General features: G+C 41.1%; 16 protein-coding genes. 14 read left to right on the forward strand and 2 right to left on the reverse strand.

The genetic code is table 11. From position 1 onward, the window contains the following. The first annotated feature begins 143 nt into the window (after positions 1 to 143). Complete coding sequence (locus tag WSC_RS0115360) at positions 144 to 614, forward strand: YfiR family protein (protein WP_016956832.1); 471 nt, start codon at positions 144 to 146, stop codon at positions 612 to 614. Beyond that, on the forward strand, positions 611 to 2,995 hold the full coding sequence (locus tag WSC_RS0115365; protein WP_016956833.1) for an EAL domain-containing protein: 2,385 nt from the start codon (positions 611 to 613) through the stop codon (positions 2,993 to 2,995). The genes WSC_RS0115360 and WSC_RS0115365 overlap by 4 nt, the downstream gene beginning before the upstream one ends. A gap of 184 nt (positions 2,996 to 3,179) precedes the next feature. On the opposite strand, the gene rne is transcribed toward WSC_RS0115365, so the two are convergent. Continuing rightward, complete coding sequence (gene rne, locus WSC_RS0115370) at positions 3,180 to 6,362, reverse strand: ribonuclease E (protein WP_016956834.1); 3,183 nt, start codon at positions 6,360 to 6,362, stop codon at positions 3,180 to 3,182. 611 nt (positions 6,363 to 6,973) lie between these two features. Between rne and rluC the strand changes: the two genes are divergently transcribed. Further along, a complete protein-coding gene (gene rluC / locus WSC_RS0115380; protein ID WP_016956836.1) occupies positions 6,974 to 7,930 on the forward strand; it encodes a 23S rRNA pseudouridine(955/2504/2580) synthase RluC in 957 nt (318 codons plus the stop codon). Next, positions 7,923 to 8,585: an HAD-IA family hydrolase gene (locus tag WSC_RS0115385; RefSeq protein WP_016956837.1), complete on the forward strand. Its 663-nt coding sequence runs from the start codon at positions 7,923 to 7,925 to the stop codon at positions 8,583 to 8,585. The genes rluC and WSC_RS0115385 overlap by 8 nt, the downstream gene beginning before the upstream one ends. Before the next feature lie 430 nt (positions 8,586 to 9,015). Here WSC_RS0115385 and WSC_RS0115390 read toward each other — a convergent pair whose 3' ends face one another. Then, positions 9,016 to 9,609 carry a Maf family protein gene (locus WSC_RS0115390; RefSeq protein ID WP_016956838.1) on the reverse strand — a complete coding sequence of 198 codons (594 nt, stop codon included), beginning with the start codon at positions 9,607 to 9,609 and terminating at the stop codon, positions 9,016 to 9,018. A gap of 87 nt (positions 9,610 to 9,696) precedes the next feature. Here WSC_RS0115390 and yceD point away from each other — a divergent pair, with 87 nt between their 5' ends. The 10 genes from yceD (at position 9,697) to mltG (ending at position 17,745) form a co-directional block, all read left to right on the forward strand. After that, positions 9,697 to 10,227 (forward strand): 23S rRNA accumulation protein YceD, encoded by a 531-nt coding sequence (gene yceD / locus WSC_RS0115395; RefSeq protein ID WP_026016882.1) that lies wholly within the window; start codon positions 9,697 to 9,699, stop codon positions 10,225 to 10,227. 13 nt (positions 10,228 to 10,240) lie between these two features. Next, a complete protein-coding gene (gene rpmF / locus WSC_RS0115400) occupies positions 10,241 to 10,405 on the forward strand; it encodes a 50S ribosomal protein L32 (protein ID WP_016956840.1) in 165 nt (54 codons plus the stop codon). A gap of 15 nt (positions 10,406 to 10,420) precedes the next feature. Further along, complete coding sequence (gene plsX / locus WSC_RS0115405) at positions 10,421 to 11,446, forward strand: phosphate acyltransferase PlsX (protein ID WP_026016883.1); 1,026 nt, start codon at positions 10,421 to 10,423, stop codon at positions 11,444 to 11,446. A gap of 2 nt (positions 11,447 to 11,448) precedes the next feature. Next, positions 11,449 to 12,408: a beta-ketoacyl-ACP synthase III gene (locus tag WSC_RS0115410; RefSeq protein ID WP_016956842.1), complete on the forward strand. Its 960-nt coding sequence runs from the start codon at positions 11,449 to 11,451 to the stop codon at positions 12,406 to 12,408. A 60-nt stretch (positions 12,409 to 12,468) separates the two neighbouring features. Then, positions 12,469 to 13,404: an ACP S-malonyltransferase gene (gene fabD / locus WSC_RS0115415; RefSeq protein ID WP_016956843.1), complete on the forward strand. Its 936-nt coding sequence runs from the start codon at positions 12,469 to 12,471 to the stop codon at positions 13,402 to 13,404. A gap of 7 nt (positions 13,405 to 13,411) precedes the next feature. Further along, positions 13,412 to 14,152, forward strand: coding sequence for a 3-oxoacyl-ACP reductase FabG (fabG, locus tag WSC_RS0115420; RefSeq protein ID WP_016956844.1), 741 nt, complete (start codon positions 13,412 to 13,414; stop codon positions 14,150 to 14,152). A 194-nt stretch (positions 14,153 to 14,346) separates the two neighbouring features. Then, positions 14,347 to 14,583 carry an acyl carrier protein gene (gene acpP / locus WSC_RS0115425; protein WP_016956845.1) on the forward strand — a complete coding sequence of 79 codons (237 nt, stop codon included), beginning with the start codon at positions 14,347 to 14,349 and terminating at the stop codon, positions 14,581 to 14,583. Positions 14,584 to 14,654: 71 nt separating this feature from the next. Continuing rightward, positions 14,655 to 15,893 (forward strand): beta-ketoacyl-ACP synthase II, encoded by a 1,239-nt coding sequence (fabF, locus tag WSC_RS0115430; protein ID WP_026016884.1) that lies wholly within the window; start codon positions 14,655 to 14,657, stop codon positions 15,891 to 15,893. 30 nt (positions 15,894 to 15,923) lie between these two features. Next, complete coding sequence (pabC, locus tag WSC_RS23035) at positions 15,924 to 16,739, forward strand: aminodeoxychorismate lyase (protein WP_016956847.1); 816 nt, start codon at positions 15,924 to 15,926, stop codon at positions 16,737 to 16,739. Then, complete coding sequence (gene mltG / locus WSC_RS0115440; protein ID WP_016956848.1) at positions 16,732 to 17,745, forward strand: endolytic transglycosylase MltG; 1,014 nt, start codon at positions 16,732 to 16,734, stop codon at positions 17,743 to 17,745. The genes pabC and mltG overlap by 8 nt, the downstream gene beginning before the upstream one ends.

Genomic DNA, 17,745 nt, shown 5'->3' on the forward strand with positions numbered 1-17,745 from the left:
CAGTATTCACCACTCATGGAGAAGGTGATAAGGGCTATGGACATTAAATGACTTTATCGAACAAATTAACTTATGCTCCGGTTTTATTATCCTGCGTTTTTTGCTTGATTACCGGACTGTACGTCAAGCCAGCCAAGGCTTTGATGAATCAGCCTGATGAAGCAAGTTTACGGGCTGCTGTTATTGTTGGGATTTTACGCTATACCAAAATCGCCATCGATGATGATGCTGGACAAATTCGCATGTGCTCTGTTGGTGAGCCTTTTTCAGAAGCAAAACTAAAACAAGTCTCTACCAGTTTGAGAGTGCAAGGTAATACTCTCGATTTTGCTGTCATTGCTAATTCAAATGTTTCAAATCAAAGGTTAGCTACTTGTGATGTTTTGATTGTGGGCGAAGACTTTTCTGGGAAAAAATCGACACTTAATCAATATTCAGGTTTAAGCATCTGCGATGGGTGTAACGAGCACAATTCTGATTATGTAGTTGAATTAATCAAAGTGGATAAACGAATTGGTTTTAACGTAAATTTAATTCTCGCCGAGAAGAGAAATGTAACTTTTAGTTCTTCATTGCTCGAGCTTGCAAGTAAAATTGTTAGGCCAGAGAAATGAATTTAATCAAACGTTCGTTAAAGTTTGCCATTATTTCTCGTTTGCTTATTCTATTTGTTGCGACGCTGACTGTTATTGGTTTTACTATCTCAGTGGTAGAGCGTGATTTGGCTAAAGAGAAGCTGACCAATGATTTAAATGTAATCGGGGAGATTCTTGCCAATCGGACTATTGCCGCTTTGGTGTTTAATGATGTCTCTGCCGCAACCACTAATTTGTCCGCAGCCCAGTTTCACGAGAGCATAGAAGCGATTTGTTTATATTCGCAAAATAGGGCCTTTTTTGCCCATTACTATCGCCAAGAGGGAGACATTTCCTGCCAACCGCAGATCAGAGACTTAGCTGATTCTTCAACTCTGTATTTAGACAATGGCATGCAGATAGTTAAACCTGTATGGGATGGTACTGAGATTATGGGGGCGCTGCGCATATATTCTAATTTAGATTATGTCGAGAGCACTCAGCAGCACGTCATACTCGTAATTGTTTCTGCAATACTATTGGCAATTTTTGCCGTATACGTGATAGCTAATCACCTGCTAAAGCGTGTGCTGGCACCCTTGCAACATTTGCACACCACTGCACAACATATCACGCAAAATGTTTTTTCTGACATTCGGGCGTACAAAGCTAAAGACGATGAAGTGGGGCAACTTGTTGATGTGTTCAACACCATGCTAGATAGTTTAGTTGATGAGCACAAGATGCTACATGTGTCAGAGCAGCGTTTCCGTACCTTAGCAGACCAAGCGCCTATCGGCATATTTTTACGTGATGAAAATGATAATTTTCTGTACGTGAATAACTCGTGGCAAAAAATGACTGGCTGCAAATTGCCAATTAATATGGATGAATATAAACAAAAAATTACCCATTCCGACAAACTGAGAGCGATTCAAGTTTTTGAGCATGCGAAAACTGCCAATCAATCAAGCTCGGTGGAATATAGATTTGCAACACCCCAAGGCAAACGGAAAAACTTTTTAGAAAAAATATCGCCGATTACGCTAGATAATGGCCAACTGTCTGGTTATATCGGCTCAGTGCTCGATATCACAGAGCTTAAAGATGCAAGGTTTGAATTAGAGCGTATGGCATTTCAAGACCCGCTCACAGGCTTAGCTAACCGGCGTTTTTTTAATGAGCACCTGAAGCTTGAAATTGCCAATGCATATAAATTGAAACAGCAATTGGCTGTATTAATGATAGATTTGGATCACTTTAAACGAGTGAACGATACTAAAGGCCATGAATTTGGTGATGAGTTACTTAAGTCAGTTGCTGATAAGCTATCTGAAGTGATAGAAGCTGACGATCTTGTTTCCCGTATGGGCGGAGACGAGTTTATGGTGCTTATTCGCGACATTGACACCTTAGCTGATTTAGACACTGTAGTAAAAAAATTACTAAAAGCGGTATTAACACCTTTAGAGCATCAATCATTACTTGATGTGACTGCTTCGATCGGTGTGGCTGTTTACCCTAAAGATGGTCATACAGTTGGTGATTTAGTGCGCAATTCTGATATTGCTTTGTATAAGGCTAAAGACTATGGTCGCAATCAGGCTGTATATTTTAGCCATACGTTAGATTCAGAAATCAAGAATAAAGTGAAATTAGAGCATAAACTACGTCGAGCTATTATCGAAGATGAGCTAATGGTGTATCTGCAGCCACAATATGATGCAGCCAAAAAACGCTTTGTTTGGGCTGAAGCTTTGGTTCGTTGGATAGATAATGAAGAAGGTTTTATTCCGCCGGATAAATTTATAACTGTAGCGGAAGAGACTGGCCTAATACATGAACTTGGCTTATTGGTTTTGCGTAAAGTCTGCCAGTATATTAAAACTTACCAAGCTGAATTGTCTGAAAATGGCATTGAAGGGGTTGCGGTGAACATCTCTGCTCGCCAGTTATTCGCGAAAAACTTCTTTGATGAAGTGATGGCTGTGATCCGAGAATTCGATGTGCCACCACAAAAAATTGAGTTTGAAGTAACTGAATCATTGTTAATGGAAAATGCCAAACAAGCTGTTGAAGTTATGAATCAACTGAAAGCTGAGGGGATTAAATTGGCAATGGACGATTTTGGCACTGGCTATTCTTCGTTGGCGTACCTCAAACATTTCCCGATTGATTGTGTGAAAATTGATAGAAGTTTTATCAAAGATATTCCACACGATCCGTTAGATATGGAATTATCTAGTGCAATTATTGCGATGGCGCTTAAGTTAGGATTGGAAATTGTCGCTGAAGGAGTAGAAACACAAGAGCAAAGCACGTTTCTGCACAGCCAAGGTTGTCGCTTAATGCAAGGTTATTATTTTGCCAAACCTATGCCAATTGCCGATGTGCTCACGCTCAAGAGTGCATCAGCCTAATCTAGAACTCTGTAATCAGTTAGCTAAGACACTGACCTATCATGATTTACCTTCAGCTAAAGCAAATTTAACAAGCATTAGTCATCTAGTCTGAGAAAGTGTGCCGGTATTCAAAGCTCTGGTGAAGTAGCAACAAAAAAGCGACTCATGTGAGTCGCTTTTTAAGCTTTAAGCCGTCCTACCTTTATTGTCTCGCTTGGGTCGCAGGAGACGACGACTGGCTGCTAGGTGCGCTGGCACCACCTTGTTTACCTGAAACACTTAGAGGGCTTCGGCTAGTTTGTGGTACAACATTGATGGACAATGCTTTTTGTACATCAATTGATTCAGGCACAGTTTGGGAGATAGGCGCTGAAGCAAAGCCTTTTAGCTTACGAACAACTTGGCTTGTTTCTGCCGTAGGCTCGTTGTCAACTGCATGGCTATCTTCGTCTAAAGGCAAAGTTTGTTGTACCTGAGCTGAATTATTCTGTTGTTCAGGATTATCCGTTGCAGCAATTTCTACAGCAGGAGCGTCAGACTCTTCGACAATATTAGTCTCCACTGGCGCTGCTTCAGCATAGTCGATTTGTGCAACAGCTTCGCTCTCAGGCTGAGCTTCTGCTACAGCAGGAGCTGCTGGCTCTGACACTTCTTCAGATTGAGCTTCAATTGTGTTGTCGTTTTCAACGATTTCTGTTGGCTCTGAAACTGTAATTTCTTCTGTTGCTCCAACCTGTGTTGTGGATTCAGTCGCTTCTACAGATTCAACCTGATTGCTCTGTGCTTCAACATTTTCAACTTGTGCTGGTTGCTCAGTTGCAGTTTCAGCAGGTGGATAGCGGCTTTCTACCGGATCTTCTGTTACTTCAGCGTGCTGCATTACTTCAAACGCAAGTTCACTTTGTTTAGTGTCTTTGCGGTAGTATTTGTCGTAACGGCCATTATTAACTTCTTGATTGTCGTTTTCTTCTTGATTACGACGGCGACGTTGGCTATTTGCGCGTAAGTGACGCGTGCCACGGCGTTGACGAGGGCGCTCTTCAGCATTCGACTCAGCAGTGCTTTCTGATTTTTCAGCCGCAGCTGCTTGTTCAGAACTTTCGGCTACTTGAGTCTTTTCAACTGGCGTGTCAGCTTGAACTTGCTCAACTGCAGGCGCTTGTTCCGTTTGTTGAACAGTTTCAACCTGTTGCTCTTGGGCAATAGTTTCAACTGCTGCTGCGTAAGGAGACGCCTTTTCAGCTTGTGCTGGGGTTGCAGGTTTTTCCTGTGGTTTAGCTGCTACATTGGCTTGTTCAGTTTTTGGTTGAACTTTTTGTTGTGCTTGTGTTGGCTTCTGCTGTTCAGCTGTTTTTTGTAGCTCAGCAGCTTTTTGCTCAGCTACTTCTTGTGGCTGTTTGTTTTGCTCAACACGCACTTTTTTACGTTGCTGACGTCTAGCTCTGCGCTCTTGTACTTTTTCTTCGCGTACTGGTTTGTTCGCATTATCAGCTTTGTCTACTTGCGCTTTTTGAGTTGGTTTATTACCACGCTCATTAGTGCGCTCAGCTGGCTTTTTATTACGAGGTTTATTGTTACGACGATTATTGTTCTTACGCTTAGCATTGTTATTATTGCTACGCGATTGAGATTTTTTCGCCGGCTTTTTCACTTCTTCTTCAGGCTCGGCTGCGAATAGTGATTTTATCCAACCAAACAAACTCGAAAATAAACCTTTTGCTGGTTTGTCTTGTTGTTTTGGTGCTGGGCGAGCGGCTGGTTCAACTGCGACTGGTGCAGGTGCATCAGGTGCTGCAAAGCCTTTTAATGCCGGCTCTTCTTTTTTCGCCAAAGGTTTAATTGACGGTGAAATCGCCACTGTCATATCTTGCTCAGGCGCATTAACCAATTTGTAGCTTAGCTCGTCGCCTGTATCTTCTAATTTAATACGCGCTACTTCAAAGTTAGGGCTTTCGATATGTGGATTTGGCACAACCACGATACGAACGTCATGGCCTTTTTCAATAAAGCGCACCGCACCACGTTTTTCATTTAATAAGAAAGTTGCAACTTCAATTGGCACTTGAGCTTGAACTTGCACAGTATTTTCTTTAATCGCTTCTTCTTCTAATAAACGCAATACGGATAAAGCAAGAGATTCAGTTGAACGAACCACGCCTGTACCTTGACAGCGCGGGCAACTTTGGCTCGAACTTTCACCTAACGATGGGCGTAAACGTTGGCGAGACATTTCCAATAAACCAAAACGCGAAATTCGGGCTAATTGGATACGCGCACGATCAGAGCGCACAGCATCACGTAAACGGTTTTCAACTTCACGTTGATTGCGCGCAGGTGTCATATCGATAAAGTCGATAACAACAAGGCCACCTAAATCACGTAAACGTAATTGACGTGCAATTTCGTCTGCTGCTTCTAAGTTGGTGTTTAAAGCTGTTTCTTCGATATCACCACCTTTAGTTGCTTTAGATGAGTTGATATCAATAGAGGTTAATGCTTCAGTTTGATCAATTACAATTGAACCACCAGAAGGTAAACGCACTTCACGTTTAAACGCAGATTCGATTTGGCTTTCAATTTGGAAGTGTGTAAATAACGGCACTTCACCTTGGTACATTTTAACGCGATTAACAAAGTCTGGACGTACCAGTGCAATATGCTGTTTTGCATCTTCGTAAACTGCAGGGTGATCAATTAAAATCTCACCTATATCACGGCGTAAATAGTCGCGAATTGCACGTACAATTACGTTACTTTCTTGATGGATTAAAAATGGTGCAGGGCGGCTATCAGCTGCTGTTTGAATTGATTGCCAATGTTTTAATAAAACATTTAAATCCCATTCTAGCTCTTCGTAAGCTTTACCAACACCAGCAGTACGAACAATTAAACCCATGCCATCAGGTAGAGATAATTTAGCTAAGGCTTCTTTAAGCTCAGTACGCTCATCACCTTCGATGCGGCGAGAAATACCACCTGCTCTTGGGTTATTTGGCATTAAAACTAAGTAGCTACCTGCAAGGCTGATAAAAGTTGTTAACGCAGCACCTTTTTGTCCACGCTCTTCTTTATCAATTTGCACTATAACTTCTTGGCCTTCTTTAACCACATCTTTGATGTTTGGTCGGCCTTGGAAAGTATAACCTTCAGGGAAATAAGTTTTTGCGATTTCTTTTAACGGTAAAAAGCCATGGCGCTCAGCACCATAGTCAACAAAAGCGGCTTCTAAACTTGGTTCTACGCGGGTAATTGTACCTTTGTAGATGTTTGCTTTCTTTTGCTCATGACCGTGACTTTCAATGTCTAAATCGTATAAGCGTTGGCCGTCAACCAGCGCAACGCGCAACTCTTCTTCCTGAGTTGCGTTAATTAACATACGTTTCATAGTTGTTTTTTTCACCAATATGAAACGCCAAATTGTCTACCAATAGTCTCAGCTGAAGAGTCACTCTCACGAGTGTCTTACTTAAATATTCAGAAATCCTCTTTAACCTTGTGTTTAAACACTAGGGAGCACGAACCTAGACTGAGCGATCGCAGCCAGACTCAACAAATCCTCTTTGATCACGTATTTTCATAGCTCCTTCTGTTTGCACTTTGCTTTAATGGTGCAAACAAGGTTTTGTCTTTCTGTTGTTTAGCCGAATGTGCTTTCTGGTCTAAACAGCTTTTTTCAGTTTTATCTGTTAGCTTATTTGGCGTTTCTTTTACATAACTCGGCATTCGCTGTTGGGGTTAGTGTTTTGTCAGCCTCACGAAAAATTACACACTTCGTTTGGTACAAAAATGCGTAGACAAACTGTTTATGCTCATAAATGATCAGTTTGTTGCAGCACTAAAGCCTCTTACACAGTCCGAATGTCACCACCAATAATCGTGTATTTTTGACACGTTTTCGAAAAAATCTGGCAATCATGGATGCCATCAGTGAAAATATAGCAAAGCTCTGCCCATAGCGGCAATCTAAATTCATCATTTATAGAAAGATATTTACATATGAGTTCAAATGACCGAGGGTCGGTAAGTTATTTTGACATTGATACAGATAATTCTGGTCAAAGAATAGACAATTGGCTGAAAAGAGAATTAAAAGGTGTGCCCACTTCACTGATCTATCGCATTTTGCGAAAAGGCGAAGTTAGGGTGAATAAAAAGCGCGTTAAACCAGAGTATAAACTGCAAGCGGGTGATGTTTTACGTTTGCCGCCAATCAGAGTTGAAGAGAAAAAAGACAACGAGGTTATGGTCGGTGATAAGCTGAAAAACTTGGTTGAACGCTCAATTATATTTGAAGACAAATATTTAATCGTTTTAAACAAACCGTCCGGTTTAGCCGTGCATGGTGGTTCGGGACTTAATTATGGTGCAATAGAAGCCATGCGCCAGATCCGTCCAGAATTAAAACAACTTGAGTTGGTGCATAGATTAGACCGAGATACCTCAGGTTGTTTAGTTTTTGCGAAAAAACGTTCGGTTTTACGTGCGCTACATGAACAATTGCGTACTAAGCAAGTCGATAAAAGATACTGGGCGTTGGTCAGTGGTGCTTGGCCGGCCAAATTAAGAGTTGTTGAAAAACCTCTATTTAAGAACACCTTAGCTTCAGGCGAACGTGTTGTAAGGGTAGATGCTAAACAAGGTAAACCCAGTGAAACTCGTTTTAGAGTGCTGAACAAGTATAAGGGTGCCACTTTAGTCGAAGCATTTCCTGTTACCGGACGTACCCATCAAATTCGTGTGCATGCTGCCGCTTCTGGTTATCCAATTGCATTGGATGATAAGTATGGTGAAGCTGAATTTGATAAAAAAATGAAAGCTGTTGGTATAAACCGTTTATTTTTGCATGCAGCCTCTATCAGTTTTATCCATCCTAAAGAGCAAACAACGATCCGCGTTGAAGCACCACTAGAAGCAAATTTAGCCCAAGCTTTGGAGCGCTTACCGAGTGAATAGTTTGCAAGCAAAATACCCATTAGTAATTTTTGATTGGGACGGTACGCTAATGGATTCTATTGGCCGTATCGTTTCAAGTGTGCAAAATGCAGCCAAAAGTTTGGATGTTCCAGTACCTGATGCACAAGCGGCTAAATCTATTATAGGGTTAAGTTTACCGACGGCAATCGCAACTTTATTCCACGATGTAGATGAAAGTTTGCATCCTGAATTAGTTAAGTGTTATAGCCACCAGTATGTTGAGCTAGATACAACACCGACACCTATGTTTGAGTATGCAGAGGACTTGTTGGTTAATTTAAAAAACGCTGGATGTTTGTTAGCGGTCGCGACGGGTAAATCTCGGGCTGGTTTAAATAGGGTATTCAACTCAACTGGTTTAGAACATTTATTCGATGCCAGTATATGCGCGGATGAATCTCAATCTAAACCGCATCCTGCCATGTTGGAAACCTTATTGAAAGATTTAGCTGTGGCTAAACACCAAGCTGTTATGGTGGGTGACACAGTGCATGATTTACAAATGGCTTTAAATGCTGGTATTGATTCAATTGGTGTCACTTGCGGAGTAAATGACGCAGCTACACTAACTAAGTTATCGCCAATTGCAGTTGCGGATGATATGCGAGCGCTGAGCTCAGTGTTGTTTCGCTGATAGTGTGGAGCACCAGGCCGAATTGAAGTGTAATTTTCTAAAATCACTTTGAGCTCAACCGAGAGCCGCTCCCACAAGATGTCCATATCTTGTGAAGTTTTAGAAAATCAGCATTCAATTCGGCCCTTTCTGACTTTGGAGTAATCTCTTTGATAGTTCGGTGTTCCAAACCCAATTCGAGGTAAATGGCCAGAAAGAGGCACTTGGTTTATCGCCACTCTAATCTGGGAAAGTGCTAGATCAATAACTTAGAGCAAAATCTCTTTTTCATGGATGAAAAAGCGAAGCGTACATGGAAGTATTCACAGCGTTTTTGCGAAAGTTATGCTCTAGTAATTTCCTTAGGTAGCACGGAGTCTTCAGCGATTTTAACTTTAAGCCGATTCCATCTAGAAAGCAGCCAACCTAAAGGTAATGAAGATTTGTGCATTTACCGTTTCTGAATCAAAGGATCAAACCCAAAGGCTCGGAAAAACTCACATAATTTTATCAGCGGTAAACCAATTAAAGTGTTTGGATCATCCCCCAGCAACTTATCAAACAAAGTAATACCCAAAGCTTCACTTTTAAAACTACCCGCACAATTGTATGGCTGCTCTAAATGCAAATAGGCCGTAATTTCATCTGAGGTTAAATTGCGAAAATGCACTTCAAATACCTCAACCGATGATTTTAACTGACCTTCAGGATTAATTAATGCTAATCCGGTGTAAAACTTAACCGCTTTACCAGATAATTTAGTCAATTGTGCAAAAGCATTATCAAAGTTACCAGGTTTACCTAAAATCTCGCCGTCGCAAAAAGCCACTTGATCAGAGCCAATAACAAAATTGTTTGGATGAAGCTTAAAACCTGCTTGTGCCTTTAACTGAGCTAAACGCTCAACTAACTCAATTGCAGATTCATTTTCTAATGGCGTTTCGTCCGTTTCAGGTTTGCAACAACTAAAAGGTAACTGCAATTTTTCCAAGATAGCTTTGCGAAAAGGAGAGGTTGAAGCTAATACAATTTGATGATTTGACATAAAAGTTCGCGCTTATTTTAAAATGTTATACTATTTTTCCTATTTTCATTTGACTAAGCAAGGGCAGATCGATAATATCCGCGCCCTATGCAAAAGGTAAAAATGCCAGTTGAGCTGGATCCAGTCAAAAGTGCCCAAAAGCGCTCTGACTATAACGGTATTTATCGACTGGAAGATTTAACGCGTTTACGCGAGGCTGTATTGTCTGAAACAGGGCAAGTTGATGTCTCGCTTAGATGTACCTATGATGAGCAAAAACTGCCTGTTATGCTCATCAATGCTGTGACGGATGTCGATGTGACATGTGAGCGCTGTGGTCAACCTATGCCTATACACATAGAGTTGTCAGCTACCTTCACGCCAAAAACAATGCGGTTAGACGAAGACTTAGTTCCGAGCACTTACGCTATTGTCGAGGCAAATGATTATGGTTTGGTGGATTTACGTGCATTAATTGAAGATGAATTAATGTTGGAAATTCCATTAATACCTAAACATGAAGTTGAAAACTGCGCAATCAAAGAACAAGACATGGTTTGGGGGGAGCTAGATAAAGCAGCTTACGAAAAACCATCGAATCCGTTTGACGTTTTGAAAAGTTTAAAGAATCCAAAATAACAGGAGATCTGTAATGGCTGTTCAACAGAACAAAAAATCTCGCTCAAAGCGCGACATGCGTCGTTCACACGATGCTTTAACTGCTGCTGCTCTTTCAATTGACACTGAGACTGGTGAAACTCACCGTCGTCACCATGTAACTGCTGATGGTTACTATAAAGGCAAAAAAGTAGTTTAAGCTAGCAGGTCAGCTTTGACGAATCTAACCATAGCGTTAGATGCAATGGGAGGCGATAACGGGCCTCCCATTACTATTCCAGCTGCGCTCGAAGTGTTAGCTGACAATCCCCAATTAACCATTATTGCCTGCGGCGATAAATATCAAATTACCCCTTTATTACAAAACGCTGCTGCTAGTTTAACTGCACGTTTGCAAATTATTCATTGCCCACAAGTTGTTTCTATGGGTGAAAAGCCTTCTCAAGCATTGCGGCATAAAACCCAAAGTTCAATGCGTGTAGTACTTGATTTACTCAAAGAAAATAAAGCGCAAGCATGTGTCAGCGCTGGTAACACAGGTGCATTACTTGCCATGGCTTATTATGTACTGAAAATGCTGCCAGGTATTAAACGGCCAGCGCTAGTTACCGCTATTCCGGGTTCGCTTGGACATAAAACCTATGTGTTAGATTTAGGCGCAAACGTTGCTTGTGATGAACATATACTTCATCAATTCGCATTAATGGGCAGTGTGTTATCTGAGAAAAACGATTTAAAAAATCCACGCATCGGATTATTAAACGTTGGCGAAGAAGAAATAAAGGGCAGTGACACAATTAAAAAGACAGCGCGCTTGTTGAAAGAAGATAAATCGTTAAACTACATAGGTTATGTAGAAGGAAACGATATTTTTAACGACAAAGCTGATGTTATTGTATGTGATGGGTTTGTTGGCAACATATCAATGAAAGCATGTGAAGGTTTAGCAAAAGCGGTTATTCAAACAATTAAATCACTCGCTAATGAAAATTGGTGGAGCAGAGTGTTTGCCGCAATTGCCCTTCCTATGTTAAAAAAGCTCTATCGACAAATGAACCCCGACCAGTATAACGGGGCAAGTTTGTTAGGATTGCGCGGAATTGTCATAAAGAGTCATGGTAATGCCTCAAAAGATGCTTTTAAGTACGCGTTAGAGGAAGCGATTAACGAAATTCGCCATCAAGTACCAGAAAAAATTGGTAATCGAATAGAACAGGCGTTAACTGACAGGTCTCAATAAGTATGTATTCTAGAATTATCGGCACAGGTAGTTATTTTCCAGAACAAGTGCGTTCCAACGCAGATCTAGAAAAAATGGTCGAAACCAGCCACGAGTGGATTGTTGAACGCACTGGCATTCATGAAAGACGTATAGCTGCTGAACATGAAAATGTTGCAACTATGGGTTTTGAAGCTTCTAAAAAAGCAATTGAAGCTGCGGGCATTCAAGCTTCAGACATCGATCTAATTTTATGCGCAACCACAAGTTGGGAAAAAGCACTGCCAAGTGCTGCATGTGAAATTCAAAATTTACTCGGTTTACCGGGTGTACCGGCTATGGATATTGCAGCCGCTTGTGCAGGATATTGTTATGCATTAAGTGTTGCTGATCAGTTTATCAAAGCGGGCACTGCAAAACGCGTATTAGTAGTGGGTACAGACGCACTAACGCGTTTGTTAGATCCAACAGATCGTACCATGATTATTTTGTTTGGTGATGCAGCCGGCGCTTGTATTTTAGAAGCCAGTGAAGAGCCGGGTATTTTATCTACCCATATTCATGCTGACGGCCGCCATGCAGATTTGCTTGGGGCTGATTTGCCTAAGCGTGGTGTCGAAGCTTCGGTACACGAAGCTTATGGTTATATGAAAGGCAATGAAGTATTTAAAGTAGCGGTAACCAAACTAAGCGAAATTGTTGAAGAAACATTGGCTGCGAATAATCTACAAAAATCTGATGTAGATTGGCTAGTACCACACCAAGCCAATTACCGAATTATTAAAGCAACCGCGAAAAAACTCGATATGACCATGGACAGAGTGGTCGTGACTTTGGATAAACATGGCAATACTTCAGCGGCTTCTGTTGCAACCGCATTAGATGAAGCGATTCGTGATGGCAGAATTCAACGTGGCCAAACCTTGTTGTTAGAAGCTTTTGGTGGTGGATTTGCTTGGGCTTCTGCTTTAATCAAATACTAAAATGAACACTTAAGTGTTCAGAACTCAGAATTCAATTTGAAATTAACACAGAGATAATTTATGTCTGATAAAAAATTAGCTTTTGTATTCCCAGGACAGGGATCTCAAACAGTAGGTATGTTAGCTGATTTATTTGATACACATGCCGTAGTCAAACAAACATTTGAACAAGCGTCTGACGCTTTGGGTTACAACTTAGCTGAATTGGCGTTAAATGGCCCAGCAGAAAAGTTAAACCAAACACAAATTACACAACCTGCATTATTGACTGCCAGTACAGCTATTTTCCGTTTATTGGAAGAAAAAGGCGTAGCAGCACCTGCGTTTTTAGCTGGTCACAGTTTAGGTGAATATTCAGCGTTAACAGCTGCTGGTGTGATTGCGTTTGAAGATGCGGTTAAATTAGTAGAATTGCGTGGCCAAGCGATGCAACAAGCTGTACCTGAAGGTGTAGGGGCTATGGCTGCAATTATCGGCTTAGATGACGACGCGGTAAAAGCAGCTTGTGCTGAAGCTAGCGGTGAGCAAGTGGTCGCAGCAGTTAACTTTAACTCACCTGGCCAAGTAGTTATTGCTGGACATAAAGATGCAGTGGCAAAAGCTTCTGAATTATGTAAAGCAGCAGGTGCAAAACGTGCACTACCTTTACCTGTAAGTGTACCTTCTCACTGTAGCTTGATGCAGCCAGCTGCTGACAAGTTAGCAGAAGCGTTGAACAGTATTCAGTTATCTGCACCAAAAATAGTAGTTGTGAATAATGTAGATGTTAAAGCTGAAGTAGAAGCGGCAGCCATTAAAGATGCATTAAAACGCCAATTATACTGCCCAGTGCGCTGGACTGAAACAGTCCAATTCTTGGCAAGCCAAGGTGTAACTAATTTAGTGGAAGTTGGACCAGGTAAAGTATTAAACGGTTTAACTAAACGCATTGAAAAATCTTTGTCAGCTGTATCGGTAAATGATGCGGCTTCATTAGAATCATTTTTAAACGGGTAATTTATTTATGTTCTCTGGATTAGACGGACAAGTTGCACTAGTGACAGGTGCGAGCCGAGGTATTGGTAAAGCTATCGCACTTAAATTAGTTGCGGCGGGTGCTAAAGTTGTGGGTACTGCAACCTCTGAAAAAGGCGCAGCAGCTATTTCTGAATATTTAGGCGACAATGGTAAGGGTTTAGTTTTAAACGTAACTGACGATGCTTCTATTGCTGCTGTATTTGAGCAAATCAAAGCAGACTTCGGTGAAATAGATGTATTAGTAAACAACGCTGGTATTACCCGCGATAACTTATTAATGCGTATGAAAGATGCAGAGTGGACGGATATAATCGACACCAACTTAACTTCAGTATTCAAGTTATCTAAAGCTGTGTTACGCGCCATGATGAAAAAGCGTAATGGCCGCATCGTAAACATTGGTTCAGTTGTTGGCTCAACTGGTAACCCGGGTCAAGCTAACTACTGCGCTGCAAAAGCAGGTTTAGTTGGTTTTACCAAAGCTATGGCTAAAGAAGTTGCATCTCGTGGCATTACAGTTAACTCAGTAGCGCCAGGTTTTATCGATACAGATATGACAAAAGAGTTGAATGACGATCAGAAAAGCACTATCTTTGCGCAAATTCCTGCTGGACGTTTAGGTCAGCCGGAAGAAATTGCAGCAGCTGTGCTATTTTTAGCATCGCCTGAAGCGGCTTATATTACAGGTGAAACCATTCATGTGAATGGTGGCATGTATATGGCCTAATTGCGGGTAGATTCTTAACTCGAATAGGGTTATCATTCGCACGCATTCGGATTTTACATTCGGTGACTGGTTAAATCCTTGGTGGTTAGACCAGTTGGCGAAAGCAAAGCATTAAGCTTGCAACCGATTTATTGACTTTAATAAACTACAGCAAAATTGTGCATGGTGCACAATGTCTGAGGGAAACTTATATTATGAGTAACATCCAAGAAAGAGTATACAAAATCATCGTTGAACAACTAGGCGTTAAAGAAGAAGAAATCACAAACGAAGCTTCTTTTGTTGACGATTTAGGCGCTGATTCTTTAGATACTGTTGAATTAGTAATGGCTCTTGAAGAAGAATTCGATACTGAAATTCCAGACGAAGAAGCTGAAAAAATTACTACTGTTCAAGCAGCTATCGACTACATTGTTGCTAACAAAGAATAATTTTATAGAGGCGGTGTAAACCGCCTTTTTTTCATCACCCTTTCAAATTCACTCCTCCTGGGGGCAATCTAGTGTCAAAACGTCGTGTCGTTGTCACCGGACTAGGAATGTTATCTCCTGTCGGTAATACAGTAGACGATTCTTGGAAAGCATTATTAGCGGGTCAAAGTGGTATTCAACTTATTGATACTTTTGATACCAGCAGCTTTTCAACTCGTATCAGTGGTTTGGTAAAAGGCTTCAACTTTGAAGATTATCTTCCAAAGAAAGAAGCTAAAAAAATGGATACCTTTATCCAATACGGTGTTGCAGCCGGTATTCAAGCTTTTAAAGATTCAGGCTTGGAAATTACAGCTGAAAATGCACATCGTATAGGTGCTGCGGTCGGTTCTGGTATTGGTGGTTTAAGCTTAATTGAAGAAAACCATGCTAAACTATTAGCCAGTGGTCCAAAGCGTATGTCACCATTTTTTGTGCCGTCAACTATTATCAATATGATTTCAGGTCATTTGTCTATCCTGTTTGGATTACAAGGACCAAATATTGCGATCACAACTGCATGTACTACAGGTGTTCACAACATAGGTCACGCTGCGCGCATGATTGCATACGGTGATGCCGATGCTATTTTGGCCGGTGGTGCAGAAGCTGCAACTACGCCTTTAGGTTTAGGTGGTTTCGCGGCTGCGAGAGCTTTATCTTCGCGCAATGACGAGCCAACTAAAGCAAGTCGTCCATGGGATCAAGACCGAGATGGTTTTGTTATGGGCGATGGTGCTGGCGTGATGATGTTGGAAGAATACGAACATGCAAAAGCGCGTGGTGCTAAAATTTACGCTGAGTTAACTGGTTTTGGTATGAGTGGCGATGCTCACCATATCACGTCACCACCAGAAGACGGTGCAGGTGGTCAAGCTGCTATGGCGAACGCGATTCGTGATGCAGGCATATCACTTGAACAAGTCGGTTATTTGAATGCGCACGGCACTTCAACGCCTGCTGGTGATAAAGCTGAAACTAATGCTGTTAAAAACTTATTTAAAGACCATGCGAAAAAAGTCATGGTTAGTTCAACTAAGTCTATGACAGGTCACTTATTAGGTGCAGCTGGCGCTATCGAAGCCATTATCACAGTTAAAACTTTGCAAGACCAAGCTATTCCACCAACTATTAACTTGGATAATCCAAGTGAAGGTTGTGATTTAGATTATGTTCCGCATGAAGCGCGTCAAGCGTCGTTTGAATATGCATTGTGTAATTCATTCGGCTTTGGTGGCACCAACGGTTCATTATTGTTTCGCAAAGTTTAATTCGAATACTGCAATAGGGCATTTGCACTGATGCAGATTATTCAAGCACACAATGGCCAACAACAAATTTCAGCTTATAATCGAGCTGTACAATTTGGTGATGGCCATTTTACGACTTTAAAAATCCTCGAGCATAAAATTTGTGATTGGTCTTATCACAGATGTAGATTATTAAATGCCAACCAACGCCTTGCTTTTCCAGCATTAGATATAGATTTAATCTACCACCAACTGAGTAAAATAGCGGCAGTGCAAGCGAATGCTGTGGTTAAAATTTTAGTCAGCCGTGGAGAAAGCCAGCGTGGATATGCCTTCGCAGCCAATATTGAACCTGTTGTCTTGATATATATAAGCGATTGGCATGCTGAATTATTTTCATACCCTGATGGTATAGCGCTGATGTCACTTGATACACAGTTAGCACGTCAACCTCTGCTGGCAGGTTTAAAACACACTAATAGGTTAGAACAAGTTTTTATTAAACAAGAGCTGACAAATAAAGGTGTTGCTGATGGTCTAGTTTTTGATACCGAAAACCATTTAATTGAAACTTCATTAGCGAATATTTTTGTCCGCATTCAAGGCCAATGGTGCACACCAGATTTGACATACGCAGGGGTTGCTGGGACAAAACGTGCGTTGTTATTAGAGCAAGCCAGCCAATCTAGCGAAATTGCAATCAGACAAAAACATATAGCCAAAGCAGAGATCAAGGATATTGAAGCCGCGGTAATTTGTAATGCATTGATTGATTTTGTTTGTGTGCAATCTATCGATGGCAGAGCATTAAATCAGCAGTTAGCTATACAACTTATAAAAGGATTACAAGGGTTAAGCCATGGTTAAATGGTTTAGTCGAGTATTATTGGCACTAGTGCTGATAATCTCCATTGCTTGCAGCATTGCATATAACCAAGTTAAACAAGACTTTTCTGCGCCAATTGAGTTGCAGCAGCAACTTATTACCATAAACCAAGGCGCGTCTTTTCAAAAAATTATTCAGCAGTTAATGCAGCAGCAGCTGTTACCAAACAGTCAATTACTGCACTGGTACCTGCGTATACAGGCGCGTTTACAACCAGATTTTGCCCAGCTAAAACAAGGCACTTATCTATTTGATGGTCAATATAGCGCGCAACAAGTATTAGCCAAAATTCGCAACGGTGAACAACACCTTTTCAGTATTACTTTTGCTGAAGGCAGTACTTTTGCGCAAATTCAAGCTGTGCTGCAAAATCACCCTCAGGTACAACAAACAGATTATCAAACTTGGTTAGCCGAACAAATTAAACCGCACCTGCATGCTGAAGGTTTGTTATTTCCGGATACTTATCTATTTGCGGCAAACACCAAAGATAAAACAATCTTGGCGCAAGCATTAAATAAAATGGCTCAGTTGCGCGACAGCGAATTTGCCCCATTAGCAGAGCCAAAACTCAGTTGGTATCAAACATTAATTTTGGCCTCTATTATCGAAAAAGAAACGCCAATTGAAGCCGAAATGCCAACAGTCGCTTCTGTGTTTTATAATCGACTGGCAAAAAAAATGCGTTTGCAGACAGACCCAACAGTTATTTATGGTTTAGGTGCTGAGTATCAAGGTGACATCACCCGAGCGCATTTAAAACAAGCAACACCATACAACACTTATGTGATTAAAGGCTTGCCACCCACACCTATTTCTATGCCTGGATTAGCTGCAATTAAAGCGGCGCTTGCACCAGCAGATACTGATTATTTTTATTTTGTTGCCAGTGGTGATGGTGGTCATGTATTCTCGAAAACCTTACGTCAACATAATTTGGCAGTTGCACAATATTTAAAAAAATTAAAAGCTGAGGCAAATAATTAA

It is taken from the genome of Catenovulum agarivorans YM01 (assembly GCF_000281085.1).
In the GTDB taxonomy this organism is placed as follows: Bacteria; Pseudomonadota; Gammaproteobacteria; order Enterobacterales; family Alteromonadaceae; genus Catenovulum; species Catenovulum agarivorans.